At 35.1% G+C, this 14,161-nt stretch carries 15 protein-coding genes and 5 pseudogenes; 11 read left to right on the top strand and 9 right to left on the bottom strand.

Features of this window, described 5'->3' with window-relative positions:
* Nucleotides 1-112: 112 nt before the first annotated feature.
* The 3 genes and pseudogenes from JNUCC41_RS27295 to JNUCC41_RS17665 all read right to left on the bottom strand — a co-directional run bounded on the left by JNUCC41_RS27295 (nucleotide 113) and on the right by JNUCC41_RS17665 (nucleotide 1,702).
* Nucleotides 113-1,025 (bottom strand): annotated as a pseudogene (locus JNUCC41_RS27295) (IS3 family transposase).
* A complete protein-coding gene (locus JNUCC41_RS27300; RefSeq protein WP_353618264.1) occupies nucleotides 1,022-1,447 on the bottom strand; it encodes an HTH domain-containing protein in 426 nt (141 codons plus the stop codon). Before JNUCC41_RS27300 ends, JNUCC41_RS27295 begins: the two are co-directional and overlap by 4 nt.
* A 129-nt stretch (nucleotides 1,448-1,576) precedes the next feature.
* The gene (locus JNUCC41_RS17665; RefSeq protein ID WP_192204125.1) at nucleotides 1,577-1,702 is read right to left on the bottom strand and encodes a YjcZ family sporulation protein; all 126 of its coding nucleotides are present in this window, start codon (nucleotides 1,700-1,702) and stop codon (nucleotides 1,577-1,579) included.
* 130 nt (nucleotides 1,703-1,832) lie between these two features.
* Here JNUCC41_RS17665 and JNUCC41_RS17670 point away from each other — a divergent pair, with 130 nt between their 5' ends.
* Nucleotides 1,833-2,414 carry a peptidoglycan recognition protein family protein gene (locus JNUCC41_RS17670; RefSeq protein ID WP_192204126.1) on the top strand — a complete coding sequence of 194 codons (582 nt, stop codon included), beginning with the start codon at nucleotides 1,833-1,835 and terminating at the stop codon, nucleotides 2,412-2,414.
* A gap of 322 nt (nucleotides 2,415-2,736) precedes the next feature.
* A complete protein-coding gene (locus tag JNUCC41_RS17675) occupies nucleotides 2,737-2,979 on the top strand; it encodes a peptidoglycan-binding domain-containing protein (RefSeq protein ID WP_192204127.1) in 243 nt (80 codons plus the stop codon).
* Between the two features lie 138 nt (nucleotides 2,980-3,117).
* On the opposite strand, the gene JNUCC41_RS17680 is transcribed toward JNUCC41_RS17675, so the two are convergent.
* The 4 genes and pseudogenes from JNUCC41_RS17680 to JNUCC41_RS17690 all read right to left on the bottom strand — a co-directional run bounded on the left by JNUCC41_RS17680 (nucleotide 3,118) and on the right by JNUCC41_RS17690 (nucleotide 4,270).
* Complete coding sequence (locus JNUCC41_RS17680) at nucleotides 3,118-3,504, bottom strand: hypothetical protein (protein WP_192204128.1); 387 nt, start codon at nucleotides 3,502-3,504, stop codon at nucleotides 3,118-3,120.
* Nucleotides 3,505-3,507: 3 nt separating this feature from the next.
* Nucleotides 3,508-3,777: pseudogene (locus JNUCC41_RS27305) on the bottom strand (SMI1/KNR4 family protein); the annotation flags it as partial.
* Nucleotides 3,759-3,941, bottom strand: a complete 183-nt coding sequence (locus JNUCC41_RS17685; RefSeq protein WP_192204129.1) for an SMI1/KNR4 family protein — start codon at nucleotides 3,939-3,941, stop codon at nucleotides 3,759-3,761. The pseudogene JNUCC41_RS27305 and the gene JNUCC41_RS17685, both read right to left, overlap by 19 nt.
* A 149-nt stretch (nucleotides 3,942-4,090) precedes the next feature.
* Nucleotides 4,091-4,270, bottom strand: a complete 180-nt coding sequence (locus tag JNUCC41_RS17690) for a hypothetical protein (RefSeq protein ID WP_192204130.1) — start codon at nucleotides 4,268-4,270, stop codon at nucleotides 4,091-4,093.
* A 132-nt stretch (nucleotides 4,271-4,402) separates the two neighbouring features.
* Here JNUCC41_RS17690 and JNUCC41_RS17695 point away from each other — a divergent pair, with 132 nt between their 5' ends.
* On the top strand, nucleotides 4,403-5,224 hold the full coding sequence (locus JNUCC41_RS17695; RefSeq protein ID WP_192204131.1) for an STAS domain-containing protein: 822 nt from the start codon (nucleotides 4,403-4,405) through the stop codon (nucleotides 5,222-5,224).
* A 221-nt stretch (nucleotides 5,225-5,445) separates the two neighbouring features.
* Here JNUCC41_RS17695 and JNUCC41_RS17700 read toward each other — a convergent pair.
* Nucleotides 5,446-6,290 (bottom strand): annotated as a pseudogene (locus tag JNUCC41_RS17700) (helix-turn-helix domain-containing protein).
* 513 nt (nucleotides 6,291-6,803) lie between these two features.
* On the opposite strand from JNUCC41_RS17700, the gene JNUCC41_RS17705 reads away from it, so the two are divergent.
* Nucleotides 6,804-7,046: a peptidoglycan-binding domain-containing protein gene (locus JNUCC41_RS17705; protein ID WP_192204132.1), complete on the top strand. Its 243-nt coding sequence runs from the start codon at nucleotides 6,804-6,806 to the stop codon at nucleotides 7,044-7,046.
* A 57-nt stretch (nucleotides 7,047-7,103) separates the two neighbouring features.
* On the opposite strand, the gene JNUCC41_RS17710 is transcribed toward JNUCC41_RS17705, so the two are convergent.
* Nucleotides 7,104-8,434, bottom strand: a protein-coding gene (locus JNUCC41_RS17710; RefSeq protein ID WP_428834110.1) for an IS3 family transposase whose coding sequence is annotated in 2 segments (ribosomal slippage) — nucleotides 7,104-8,053 and nucleotides 8,053-8,434 — 1,332 coding nt in all. Because the reading frame shifts where the segments join, the coding sequence is not laid out codon by codon here.
* 204 nt (nucleotides 8,435-8,638) lie between these two features.
* Between JNUCC41_RS17710 and JNUCC41_RS26770 the strand changes: the two are divergent.
* The 7 genes and pseudogenes from JNUCC41_RS26770 to JNUCC41_RS17740 all read left to right on the top strand — a co-directional run.
* Nucleotides 8,639-9,199 (top strand): annotated as a pseudogene (locus JNUCC41_RS26770) (cupin domain-containing protein); the annotation flags it as partial.
* Between the two features lie 18 nt (nucleotides 9,200-9,217).
* Nucleotides 9,218-9,550 (top strand): DUF5661 family protein, encoded by a 333-nt coding sequence (locus tag JNUCC41_RS26775; RefSeq protein WP_228467670.1) that lies wholly within the window; start codon nucleotides 9,218-9,220, stop codon nucleotides 9,548-9,550.
* Between the two features lie 601 nt (nucleotides 9,551-10,151).
* Nucleotides 10,152-10,700 carry a hypothetical protein gene (locus JNUCC41_RS17720; protein ID WP_192204134.1) on the top strand — a complete coding sequence of 183 codons (549 nt, stop codon included), beginning with the start codon at nucleotides 10,152-10,154 and terminating at the stop codon, nucleotides 10,698-10,700.
* 335 nt (nucleotides 10,701-11,035) lie between these two features.
* Nucleotides 11,036-11,851: pseudogene (locus JNUCC41_RS17725) on the top strand (IS110 family transposase).
* A gap of 319 nt (nucleotides 11,852-12,170) precedes the next feature.
* Complete coding sequence (locus tag JNUCC41_RS17730; protein ID WP_192208206.1) at nucleotides 12,171-12,827, top strand: VanZ family protein; 657 nt, start codon at nucleotides 12,171-12,173, stop codon at nucleotides 12,825-12,827.
* A gap of 142 nt (nucleotides 12,828-12,969) precedes the next feature.
* Nucleotides 12,970-13,242, top strand: a complete 273-nt coding sequence (locus tag JNUCC41_RS17735) for a hypothetical protein (protein WP_192204135.1) — start codon at nucleotides 12,970-12,972, stop codon at nucleotides 13,240-13,242.
* Between the two features lie 391 nt (nucleotides 13,243-13,633).
* Nucleotides 13,634-14,137 (top strand): DUF3995 domain-containing protein, encoded by a 504-nt coding sequence (locus JNUCC41_RS17740; protein ID WP_192204136.1) that lies wholly within the window; start codon nucleotides 13,634-13,636, stop codon nucleotides 14,135-14,137.
* Nucleotides 14,138-14,161: the final 24 nt, after the last annotated feature.

Consider the following 14,161-nt stretch of genomic DNA (forward strand, 5'->3'; position numbering starts at 1 on the left):
CTCTGTTAAAGGATGTTGCTGATTTTCTTATGGAACAAATGGGGCGGAATAAATAAAAAAGGCCGACCAATATTGAACTATGCCCCATTTTTCGGACAGTATAAAAAAGTGCCTATGCGGCTAATAGGTGGTCCCGGTATTGTACCGGGGCCATTTTCTTTAGTCCCCATTGATAACGACACTCATTGTATTCTTCTATAACTCGATCAACTTCTTCCTTCACAGCCGTTAGATTAGTACATGTTTTATATTCTGCTAAATTTTTTAAGTGGCCAAAAAAAACTTTCCATCGGCGCATTATCCCAACAGTTTCCCTTACGGGACATGGATTGGGTTAGCCCAAGTTCCTTCACTTTGTTTTGAAATAGAGGATGGGTGTAATGGAATCCTTGGTCAGAATGCAGGATTGCACTCGTATGGAACTCGTGATTCACAGCCTGCCTTAGCTTGTTTAACGTTTCATAAACGATATTCATATCTAATGACGTGGATAAATGATACGTAACTATTTCTTTTGTAGCCGCATCTTTTACGCATGACAAATACGCTTTTTGACCCTTTCCATAATAAAGGTAGGTAATGTCAGTAAGCAGAACTTTTCCTGGCTCCTTCTGTTTGAATTCACGATTAAGAAGATTTGGACAAGTAAGGTGCTCCTGGGTTGCCTTAGCCATCTTTCGATACGGATTGGCCCTTCTGATTTTTGCGAAGAGATTATATTCTGCCATCAACCGTCTGATTTTCTTATGATTCATGACGGCCGAATAATCATTTTCCATAACCATTTTAATTTGGAGAGCGCCTACTTTTTCCTTTTTAGTGAGGAATATATTTTTAATTAATTCTATGTCCAAAACATCCTGTTCCTCGCGTAACTCACGGCTTGGAGCTGCCTTTAACCAATCGTAGTAACCACTTCGACTTACACCAGCCAATTTGCATAGATAGGAAACAGCCTTCTTTAACTGGTATGTCCTGATCGTTCTTTCAATCAGATAGAACTTCTCAGCTGTAGTTAGAATTATTTCTTTTTCAACGCCCGCCTTTCTAACTCTTCCAGCTTTTTTAGAAAGTCATTTTCTGCTTCAAGGAATTTGATTCTCGCTTCGGCCTTCCTAAGTTGATCCTCTACAGACTGTGGCTTGGAAGAAGGGCGGCCTGTACTTCCTTTTCCACGGCGTTCCGTAAGGAAGCCTTCCTCACCAAACCTTTCAAAGGTATCACGCCAGCGCTGTAGACAACGCTTAGGTTGTTCCTTACCAATTATTTCGAGATTAAATCCCTGTTCTATGAAAATTTGAGAGGGGGATTTCCCCTTTTTATATTCCTTAACAGCTTTTGTTTTAAATTCAGGATTATATGAAATAGAACGCTCTGAAGCACTTATGATATTTGGATTCTTTTCAAGTTCTTTAATCTGAAATTCAGTATATATTTTCTTACTCATAGAAACCCTCCGTCCATACTCATTACACCTATTGAAACATAAAAAACCCCGGATAAGGGACACTTTTTTATGTGTGTCCGTTATCCGGGGTATAGTTCAATAAAGGTCAGCATTTTTCATACTATTTCTCTAACAGAAACCGCCACCGAAACAGCTAGCTCCAACAATGATTAAGAGTATAAACAAAACGACAATAAAGGCGAAACCTCCACCAAATCCAATACCGCCATCACAACTTGATTCACAACCTGACATAAAGACATCTCCTTTTTTGTTTATTAAGGAGGTAAAACTCAAATGGGTTATATTACCTTATGCTCTAATCAGGAAAATGACACTTAACGTTTAACAAAGCCTTATTTAAATTAAAAGGAGAAGATGGAAAATGAACTTTATTAACCTTCCACAATTAGTCGATATGCGAGGCAAATTAGAATCGAACGGTTCATACTCAAAGCGAACCAAATCCATTACCCACCGAGTTTGGCACCATTCCTTAACAAAAAAAGATTTGGGTGGTTCTGATGCTGCAAGCTTCGCGGGTTACCATGTAAACACGCTGGGGTGGCCGGGGATAGGGTATACATTTGTTATCGAACCTAAGAATGCTATTAACACACCAAACGGTAAAAGAGCTCGGATTGTATATGTGAATGATATCGACCGCAGGACCTATCATGTGGGGAATAGCAATCAGTTCTCTCTAGGTATCTGCGTTGCTGGAGAATATCGATATGACACTATGGATGATGCCACACTTGCCAGTATTGCAGAACTTCACGCTGCACTTGTTAAAGATGGGATTGGGAAATATGATAAGGCCCATAATGAAATGCTAGGTTATAGTTGGAAAGCATGTTGTCAGTATAACTACAGAGATGCTTTTGATTGGAAAGGTTCAAAAACTCCAGCCAAACCAGCACCGGCTCCTGAAGTTTATACAATCCAAGAAGGTGATACTTTATGAAGCATTGCACATAAGGATGGAACAGGAGGGGTTCAAGTTGAAGATTTAATAAAGCGAATCCTGGTATAGATCCAACTAAATTAAAAATAGGTCAGAAAATAAATTTTGAAAATGCTAAAGAGGTTATTGTACAACCAGATATAAATGAGAAGGACGAAACTTCAAACTGTGGAGATGAAACAATAAGATCCATTCAAAAAACTTTAAATAGCCGTTTGCAGCTGGTCTTATTGTTGATGGATTTAATGGCCCTAAAACCAAATCAGCGTTTATTAAAGCTCTACAAACAGAGCTTAATAAACAAGTCAAAAAAAAACTTGTTGTGGATGGTAAGTGGGGAGCTAAAACAAGGGATGCCATTGTTACTGTTGAAAAAGGTGCAAAAGGAAAGCTAACTTGGATCCTGCAGGCTGCGCTTTACTTGGAAGGATATAGTCCTGGATCACTCGATTCTATCTTTGGAAAAGGTACTGAATCAGCATTATTAAAATTCCAGAAAGCTAAAAAGATTACTGCAGACAAGAAGGAAGGCAAAGCAACTTTCACTGAATTGTTTGATGCATAATTTAAAAGCAGTAATATAAAGGATTTGATTGGTTATAATACTAATGTGAAATACAATGTGGCAGGCCCTCGCAAGTTTTCACTCATTGTAAAAAGCCCTTCTCTTGGTGAGAGGGGCTCAATAATTATTTTATATTTGTTAGTTCTTGTTTATAAAGTCAAGTAATAATTTGTGTGAATATTTTATATCACTATTTATTTCACTATCCTCTACAGAGCCTAAAATATGCAACGCTTTTTTTATTATGATTTCGTCAGTTACAAACTCATCGGTAATTAATTTAACTAAACTTTCAGATGCGTTTTCTTGAATATATATATCTGAGTTAGTTTCAAGGAACATGATCAGTGTAGATGCGAATTCTGTCAAATCTTTATAACTACATTCCCATATGCTTATACCCTCTAAAATCTCCTCAGTGTCTTTACTTTTGCACAACTCTTTTGCACGTTCAACGGATAACTCATATCCACCAATATATGCGGACAAATCTTCTGTTGGCGGTTCATATAAATTTTCAATCATTTCTTTAAAAGTCTTAAAGATAACAGAAATTTTGTTCTCTTCAGTGTCTATAAAAGTTATTTCTGGTTCCTCTTTATTTTTTCTATAATCTAATACAGTCCAGGTATGTCCATCACCGGATAAAGTAATGAAGTCTTTCTCTCTAATCCCCCATTCTTTAAGTATTGCTTTTGAAGTGAAAATACCTTTATTTTTTTTTATGCCATAAAGATAATGTAAAGGTATATGGTCATTAGCCCATGAATTTTTACAATTTACGGCAACGCTTGATATTTGAGGTACCCACCATTTTTAATCTTCAGCAATTCAATATACTCTTTTGGAAAGTTAACATTGAATTCTCTTTCTGCTTCTTTAATATCTTCTTCAGTCAATTTTGCTAATTCAATTTCTTCATCTATATAATCTTCATCATCTTCTGCCCATATATTTTTCATTAATATTCTCCTTAAATAAATGACAGGAAACAATCTTCGTATTAAACGATCGTCCCTGTTACTATAAAAAGGCATATCCCCCTAAATTATAGACTTAACCTTCTCAACTAACTCCGTAATATCATTATCCTCGTTATAAACCACTTGGTCTATTCGGAAATCTTCACTAGCTGCGTAACTACGTATATTTGTTGAATCCACTCGTATGCCGCAACGGCAGCTGCCCAATCTGGATCCTTTTTATATTCTGAATTAGGAAGAGGAAAGCTTCCACTCTGTAAAAACTTCGTTCCTTTTGAATGTAAGTAAACTTTGATATTAATGTTCACAATAATACCTCATTGACCCAAGAGTTTTTAGTTTTACAATATTAATTAACATAAAAATAGTGTAAACAGGTTTAGTAATTATAATAACAGGGTAATAGTATTTTTGGTATACAATAATAGGGGGATTAAATTATGAAGGGGTCACTAGAAACATATAAATTTTTGGAATTCATCCAAGAAAATAAAGAGGATTTTGAAGGTTCATTATTAAACGAAGCATTTAATGTGAAAGACAAAATTGAAGAAATTTTAACAATCGGTAATATTGACCTGATAAATAATGCCCATAAGCTGGTTCAATACATTATTAAGGGTGAAGAACAAGAACTTCAATCATTTGCTAAACAAGAAGGTATAGCTTGGGCGACACACGAAATACCGTTATATTTCAAATTAGAGTGGGTACAAGCCATTCGAAGAACCTTGTGGAAGTTCCTACAAAAATATAATGAGGTACAGAATAAAGTTATTACTGAAGAATTTTTTTTGGTAGAAAAACAAGTTAATAATCAAGTAGATAGGTTTTTAAATGTGTTTTTTATCACATATTCTCAATACAAAGATTCGTTGATAATGGCTCAAAAAGAATTGGTTGAAAATCTTTCGGTGCCTATAATACCAATAACACCCACTATATGTATTTTACCTCTAATTGGTGCGGTTGATCTTTACAGGACGAATATTCTCGAGGAAAAAGTTTTAATAGAGATTGGAAAATTACGTATTCAAACATTGATTATGGACTTATCTGGAATTATGGAAATGGAACCTGAAGTAATGAATCATTTAATGAAGATTATTGACGGCACTTCTTTAATGGGATGCACCACTGTGATTACCGGGTTAAGGGCTGAAGTGGTTAGAAATATGATAAACTTAGGAATGAGATTAAATGAAAAGGCACAAACATTAGGAACTTTACAACAAGCGTTGAATAAATATTTAACAAGTTAATCACGTAGAACTATAGGAGGGTCGCTTTGCCGACTCTTTTTTCTTTTCAATATATTCTTTCCAACTGTCTAACTATTTTTTCCTGCCCAGGAGTTACATCTTTATATAAAAAATATAGTTAGGTATTTAATTCAACACCAATCAATTCGTTTTCTTCTTCAATTAACCTGCCCCGATAGTTCCATAAGAAAATAAGATCCATAGGCAGGAAAAACCTTATCTTAATTAAGATTGTCCATAAAATCAGCATCAAAGTAAAGATCGTTCATAAGCTTGTTCACAATCCCGTTAAAATAAGCAAACTGTCCTTTGTGCATCTTAACTCCACTCTTAACCTTCATAGCAAACTCTTTGAATGCTTTGGTGCCGATTTCTACTTCCTGAGCTTTTGTAAATGCTCTTTTGTTAGTAGAATAATCAACCACTCTATTACTCTGCTTAATTACCTTCCAGAATTCCTGTATAGTTTCAGCTTTTTCGTAGAAAGAACCAACTAGATTACTAAATACACCTGGAACCCAATGGGCTACAAAGTTTGCTTGTTTTAATGAGGTTTCTGGAGATTTATCAACACAAGAGAATTGAACAACGGCTTTACGTTTATTGTTTTTAATATTTTGTTTTAAGAAAACAGTAGTTGTTTTAATGGCCGGACACTTCTTGGACCTTTTCACAGGGGGCTTGCCGGTCATTTCATCTTTCATAGGTTGAATAATGATGGCATTGGCTGTTTGCATCATATCCTTTTTTCTCTTCATGGGTATTGGCGGATCATGCCAAGGTCTTCAAGCTGCTTCATTAAACGTTGAACAGTTTTATAAGATACTTCAAGTTAAGCTGCAATGGTATTTTTGCACATGTAGCTTACACCAAATTGCTTACAGCTGTGGCGTTAAAGAACTTCCAGTAATGCAATAAGTCTAGCTTGTACATCCGCACGCTTAATAGACACACGAATGATGTCTCTGTACGACCTTACCGTATTATTTAATTCTTCAATGTCATTGAAAGATGATAAGTTGTCATATGCCTCATCATTTGCGATTACATCAATACGTTTCTTCATTAATATAGTCTCCTTTAGGAAACAAAAAAGCAACGATTCACCATTGATTAGCAAACCGTTGCGAAGAAACCCATAATGTATTAAACTACATCCAAGGGTTCAGCAAGTGTTTGCCTATCGTGAGTAGGCGGACGGTTTAAGAAGTGCTACCAACACAACTTAAACACGCTGTGCTTTTTTTGTTTTTAGATTTATAAAAGTGAAGAGTATACTAAAAATACTGCCCGAAAATCACCCGATAATTCTTGAGATATTATGAGTAATTATGATAAATGAATTTTAGTGAATGCTTATAAATAGGCGTTTTAGTGAAAGTTTGACACTATTTTAAAGGTAAGAGCATGTTTAGAACTCAAGTTCACCCATGGGAACGCGAACAATATATGTCCATGTATTAATATCTCAAACCCTTGGCACCTTTGGTGTCAGGGTTTTTTGTTTGGTGGGCAAATCTAAGTCATATATATGATTCATTCAAAAAACTTTAATTAACCTTATGCAGCTGGTCTTATTGTGGTTGGAAAGTGGGGAGCTCAGACTAAAGCTGCCATTGTCACAGTGGAGAAAGGTGCAAAGGGCAATCTTACATGGATCCTACAGGCTGCACTATATTTGGAAGAATATACCCTTGGATCACTTGATTCTGTTTTTGGAAAAGGCACCGAGTCAGCTTTAAATGAGTTCCAGAAGGGAAGAAGTTTATTTGCAGATAAGATAGCAGGTAAAGCGACTTTCACTGAAATGTTTGCTGCATAATCAAAAGCCCTTACTCATTTTGAAATGTACCCTTTGTAAAGGACAGTTTAAAAAAGCCTAGGCAGCTTGAAAAAGATGATTTCTGTATTGAACAGGAGTCATCTTTTTTAAATTCCATTGGTATCTGTAGTGATTGTAATACGTCATATATTGCTTAATTTCTTTTTTTAATTCATCTAAAGTTGAACATGCTTTAATAGATGCTTCATCTTTAAAATGGCCAAAAAAAGATTCTTGAGGTGCATTATCCCAGCAGTTCCCACGCCTTGACATCGACTGGCCTAATCCCAGTTTTTTTACTAATTTCTGAAAGTCCGGATGGGTATAATGAGTTCCCTGATCAGAGTGGATAAAGGCATTCTTTGCTTTGTGAAATCTTCGATTTTTCTTTAACTTGAGGAGGGTATCCGTAGCCAGGTCCATGGTAATGCGATCTGATACATGGTAAGCCACAATTTCATTGGTCGAAGCATCCTTAATCGTTGATAGATAAGCTTTCTTTCCTTGGCCATAGAACAAATATGTGATATCTGTGAGTAGTATTTTACCTGGAACTTCCTGTTTGAATTCCCTCTTCAAAAGATTCGGCACCACACGGTGCTCGTGAGTGGCTTTCATCATTCGTCTGTACGGATTTGCCTTCCGAATAGGGCATATAATGCTGTACTTCTTCATGATTCGCCGGATACGCTTCAAATTATAGACAACATTAAATTGACCCGCCAAAGTCATTTTGATCTGACGAGCCCCTTTCTTACGATTTTTGAAATGGAATGCTTTTATGATGATTTCTTTCACTGCCTCATCCTTTTCATCTTTTCGAATTCTTTTTTCCTGTGATTTCACTGAGAAGTAATTATAATAACCACTTCTTGAAACACCGACTATTTTACAAAGGTATTTCACCATATGTTTTAGTTGATATTTTTCAATCACGGAGCGAATTAGGATATATTTTTGGAAAGGAGGAAGAACTACTTCTTCATCCCCCTTTCTGAAAAACGAATCTTTTTTAACAGTTCGTTTTCTGCCTTTAGTAAGTTGATTTGTGCTTCTAAGCGAGCATTTTTCTCCTCTAGGGTAAGTTTTCTTTCCTTTTTGCGCCCTGAATTTCCTGCTCTAGTGTCACATAAACCAATAATCCCGTTCTTCGCGTAAACTGCTTGCCATCTCTTACTCGCTGATTTAATTCTTTCCGTCCCCAAAACCTCTACATCAAACCCAAATTCTTCAAATATTTGCCTTGCGAACTTGCCTTTCTGTTTTTCCGCTATAAATATATGCTTAAATTCATCAGTATAAGTAATTCCTTTTGAACTTACAGATTTAACATAATTATTAGATGATAGTAGTTTGATTTCTTTCTCTGTAAAAAGCTTTTTACTCATAACCTTCTCCAGTCCCATGTTGTGTTTTCTCGTTGTGTTTCTTAATTATACAAAAAAGTACCCTATAGGAGACTTTTTTAGGTGTCTACTCTATAGGGTACAGTTTATTTAGAGTAGGGGCTTTTTTATTTAAAACTCCGTCTAAAGTACATTCACTTAACAAGTGCATATGATAATTTTATAAACTGTGAAGGGTTGAGAAAAATGTATCATGTTCCTTATATCCATCATTATCAATGTCAAAATCCTTATAATGTTAATGTACCCATAAATAACAATATAATACAGCCCCAATACTGGACAGCCCACGATGTTGATAACCAATTGGGTTATTTACAATCATCAAACAACAGAAATAATATTGAGGTAAAAGATTATGGAGCAAAACCATTTGTAGTGAATATTAATGAGGCTACGAAACAAAACAATACCTATCGTACCGCTTTATGGACAGGAAAACATTTTCAAGTTACATTGATGAGTCTAAAAGTTGGTGAAGATATTGGTTTAGAAATTCACTCTAACGTTGACCAATTTTTACGTATTGAACAAGGTCAAGGTTTTGTTCAGATGGGCAAGAGAAAAGATAATTTAAACTTTGTAAGGAATGTCTATGATGATTATGCAATAATGATACCTGCTGGCACATGGCATAATGTAACCAATACAGGTAATATTCCTCTAAAACTTTACTCGATATATGCTCCACCTAACCATCCATTTGGCACGGTTCATGTAACTAAAACAGATGCTGTGGCTGCAGAACACCGTTCTGACTGCGATATGCACTTTTCTCATCCAACAGAGTATCCAAATAGGATTCAAACAAATAATTTAAACATTGTAAAAACAAGCTTTTCTAAAGAGGAAGCAGCATCGATAGCTTTACTTTTAGGCATTGATTTTAATAAAAGCAAGTTTGATTTAGATGAGTTTTGGATGGGAGTAAATACCGAGCTTGAGCATGGAAAAATATCCAGCCAAACAAATGTAACTGATGATGATCCTATAATAACGGGGAAAATAGCCCTAGCTCATCTTAACGAGTTTCCTGATTACTACAAAAGACTAAAGGTGCTTGAGAAAGAAGCAAAAGCCTATTGGAAAAAGGATTAATAGAATCCCTAAATGATAAGAACAACTCATATTTTTAAGCGAGTTTGTGAAATATTTTACTTAAACTAACGGGTGCGTTAGCTGAAGATCGTAGCTGTCTATAAGGCAGCTTTTCTTATGGAATTAACGGGGCAGGATAGTTGAAGAAAAAGATACATATTTTAGGGGCAAATTCATTGGAATTTGTCTTTTTATGTAGTTAATCCTCTCTTCAATCAGATAAATACACTAATAATATGTGATTGGTTTAAAAGGGGCATGAAAGGACATAAATTGGGGAATTTTAATAATCTAATATCATTTTATGTCCGAAGAAAAGTTATTCCATGTACCTACGGAAATATAGGATAGTAATTGCTTTTTAGTTGTAGCTTTAATTTCTGATATTAGTTTATTTGAACAACGTAGTGTTGAGACCTAATGTAAGGTTCTTACAGAATTAATTTAAACGATGTGAAGTATTTTATTTAATCTATCGGGCACTTAAGGAGTAGATGGGTTTTCGGTGATAATGACCAAGTTAAGAATCTAAAAGTTATTTTAATTTAAAAATGCAGAAATGTAGTGTATATACTAATCTTATTTATAGGAGGGCAGATCAATGAATACACGGGAAGTCAAGGTCCAAAAACAAGGGTGGATTCCTAAAAAGGAACGTATATGGGTAATCGTGGCGATTATTATCGCTGCTTCGATAACGATTTGGGAAATTAAGGGACTATCACAACTTTCATTAACCACTCTGCACAGCGGGCAGTTCGAACATACATTTAAAGGTTTTGGCTCCAATGCAAGAATTGCCTTATTTTTTGTACTTGCTTATTATGTACTTCTTCGTGTTATTAGGCTTCGTATGCTGAAAGGTCAAGGCAAGGTAAAAAAATGGTTGTCTACTTTGCTGCGCTTTGCCCGAAGATGGCATACTCCAGCAGCGATTATCGCCATCGCTTTTATTATCTTACATACGGTAGCTGTTTTTATGCACGGCTTCAAATTTGATTTAAATAATATAAGTGGGTTGCTTTCCTTGCTAGTCCTGCTTCCAGTTCCTATATCGGGAATATTTCGATATCAGAGGAGGGACCGGAAGTGGCATTTGCGGTCTGGTGTTGCTTTTGCAATCCTATTTTTAATTCATTCTTTTTTATAACCAACATGTTATAAACCTTATTAGAGTCAGAGAAATAGTCTATTTTCAGGTGTAATGAAGTAAATGTAACAATGGGGGAAATATTAAAGTGATCGTTTCGTGATTTTTTAAAAAGTGCTTCTTGGGTAACTCTTTTTTTGGAGAACGAGATTGTGAATAAATACACTTAAACTAACGGGTGCGTGGGACTTGATCCCGTGAACTAAACTGTCCGCCCCCTACTTGTAGAAACATGTTTGAGGCTGGTTGGGACGCAGATCTTGTATAACAAGTGAAGCTATGACACTACATGGAGGACTATGGGTTCTGGTTAATAAGTAGAGGAGGTAAAGATAATGAATCCAGTTGTTGGTCTGGATGTGGCAAAAGGAGAGAGCCAAGTTCAGGCATTCTTAGATCAATCTAAACCGTATGGGAAGAGCTTTTCAATGAAGCATACCAAAGAGGAGTTAGATCATTTTTTAGAATTTCTAAAAGAAATTGAAGAGGTGACAGGGCAGATGCCTATGGTCATTTTAGAATCTACAGGGCATTACCATTCTCCCGTTATTCAATACCTGGAGGATCAAGAGATTCTATATATCTTACTAAATCCGATTATTTCTTATCAGGCAAAGAAGTCCAGTTTTCGGAAGTAAAAACAGACGCTATCGATGCGTACCAGTTGTGTGTGCTGTATTACAAAGAGGAATTAGAACCTCAGAAAATGAGAGGAATTCAGCTATTAGACCTTCGGAATTTGTCCAGACAACAGGAAATTGTAACATAAGATCATCCAATCGATTCCGGGTATCAGAGAAAAAATCGCAGCCACGATTATCTCTGAAATTGGTGAAATCGATCGGTTTGATCATCCGAAAAAACTGGTTGCCTTCGCTGGAGTAAATCCAAGTGTTCACTCATCGGGTAAGTTTACGGCAACCATTCATCGTATTACAAAAAGAGGTTCAAGCAGACTACGTCATTCTCTGTATCTTGCCGTGCTATGCGGCATAAGGAGTTCAAGGAACAAAAAGCTTAAAGCTTCCTTTGATAAGAAAAAATCGGAAGGAAATCCAGCCAAAGTGGCGATCGTTGCCTGTATGAATAAACTTCTTCATTGGGTTTACGCTTTATTAAAGAGAAAAGAAGCATTCCTAGATTTATCCTGATTAACGGTTTTATGAAACAGAGAAAAATCCTTCCAAAAGGGTTTTGGAGGGTTATTTGTCATGAACAAAAATAGTATATCATAAGGGAAATGAAAACTTTAGAGAAAGATATTGACATCCTATTAGCTGGTTTAGCTTTAGATCAGGGCTGTCTTTAAGGCAGCTTTTTCCTTATGAAACTAACGGGGCAGGTTAGTTCATTATCACCAATAAAATCTTAGTTTTATTGGTGATAATGAACGAGCAGAATTAAATTCTAACAAAGGTATATTTTATGGTAAAATAAGGTTTGTTTGAGCTGGAAGGAAGGGTTGTTGGAGTGTATTTAATTAATGGTAGTTTGCTTATTGAAATTGGAGTTATATGTTATTTGGCTGGAAGAGGTATTTTAATAGGGTTTAAATTAAAAAAACAAAAACAGGTATATTGGTTAAGGGAAGTCATTAATTTTCTTTTTGTTTTATACATACTTATGGTTGTTTCCGTTACACTGTTTCCATTAGCTTTATGGATTGATTTTAATATGCAAAATATTAAGTTTGGCTTAAATCTCATTCCACTTGTTGGAATTATAAACGATATTAAAAAAATAGGTATTGCATATGACGGTGATACCGTGTTTATGATTAGACTAATTATTAAAAATGTGGGTGGAAATATATTATTATTGATGCCTTTGGGTGTATTATCACCGATAATATGTAATAAATTTAAGGATTTTAAAAATATTGTACTATTCGGATTTGTTATATCAATTAGTATAGAATCTATACAATTTATTGAACTAATAGCAGGTGGTTGGGGAAGAACAGTTGATATTGATGACGTAATTTGTAATGTATTAGGTGTTATTCTTGGATACTTCATTTATAAATTTATGTTTAAAATAGCCGATAAATTTCAGATCGAAATATTACAAAATTTAAACTCTGGGAATTCAAGATTGTTTGATGACGATAAAGGGATTAAATTATAGATTTTATTGAACAAACAGGTGCTTTAGCTGACGATCAGAGCTGTCTTTAAGGCAGCTTTTTCTTATGGAACTAAAAGGGCAGAATAGTTCATTACAGTTTATAATATGAGTAGACTTTGATTTAGATTGAGGAGACAAAATAATGCGTTCTTTTTTGAGAAAAGAATTTTGGGATGACAGACATAAACCAATTCTGTTTATACAGTGGGTATTGACAATCTTTGCAATAATATTATATTTCCAAACTTATGACAGTATAGATTATTTTTACTCTGGAATTTTAAGACTAATTGCAGGAATAATCACCCTTCTAATAGGAATTGAAAACTACATTGTTAAAAAAAGAGAATATATATTTTGGTTCATCCTATCGATAATGTTTTGTGGAATGGGGATAGACATATTAATGAACTAAAGGGGCAGGATAGTTGAAGAGTGCTGTTTGATCTTTATTCAAAAATATTGAATAAGAGGTTGAATAAAATTCCATTTTTTATGTAATCAACAGGCTTCTTCAGAAGCCGAAAACGTTGATTTATTAACGATGTATAGAATCATGCATAAACGATAAAAAACGAACAAAAGCCAAACCCTTGAAGCATAGAGGTTTGGCTTTTTTAGTAACTTCATATAGTTATTGTTATGTTAACTTCACATGAATATGATATCCAAACAGAATTACAACATATATATTTAGGAATCATGTCGAAATAAAATTTTAAATATTACAAAATGAATAGTGTATCTTAATCCTATATATTGTAAAAAAAATACGTATTTTAAAGAGAGTTCAGTTATCCCTCATAATGAAAGGAGTTATTACAATCAAAAACAATAATGATCGGCATCTGCTGGACAAAACAGAGAGTTGGTTGGTTTTTACTGGTTATGCAGCGTTTGTTTGGTCGACTCTATTTGGGTTAATCCACATTTACTGGGCTGCAGGAGGCACTTTAGGATTTGAAGGCAGGACGATGAGCGAAGTGTTATTCATCATTAATCTGGTTGCAATTGCCCTATGTATAATTGCTGCTTTTACTGCACTTGCACTTGTTCAAACATGGGGACGAAGGTTTCCATCATGGTTGTTGCTCACTTCAGCATGGGGAGCGTGTGTGGTATTGGGTTTGCGCGGTGGTGCAGGGATAATTCAAAGCTTGTTGGAAGCAGAACCACTTTCTTTACTATTAATAATTGTTGAACCGTTTTTCTTGTTAGGAGGTATCTTATATGGACTTCTTGCTTTTCTTTACATTTATACCTCCAATAATGGGAGAAAAATAAAACAGAATGAGATAAATATGAGGTGAACCTATAGTTCTTCAAGAAACGGG

The sequence above is a fragment of the Brevibacillus sp. JNUCC-41 genome, assembly GCF_014844095.1.
Taxonomy (GTDB): Bacteria; Bacillota; Bacilli; order Bacillales; family DSM-1321; genus Peribacillus; species Peribacillus aracenensis.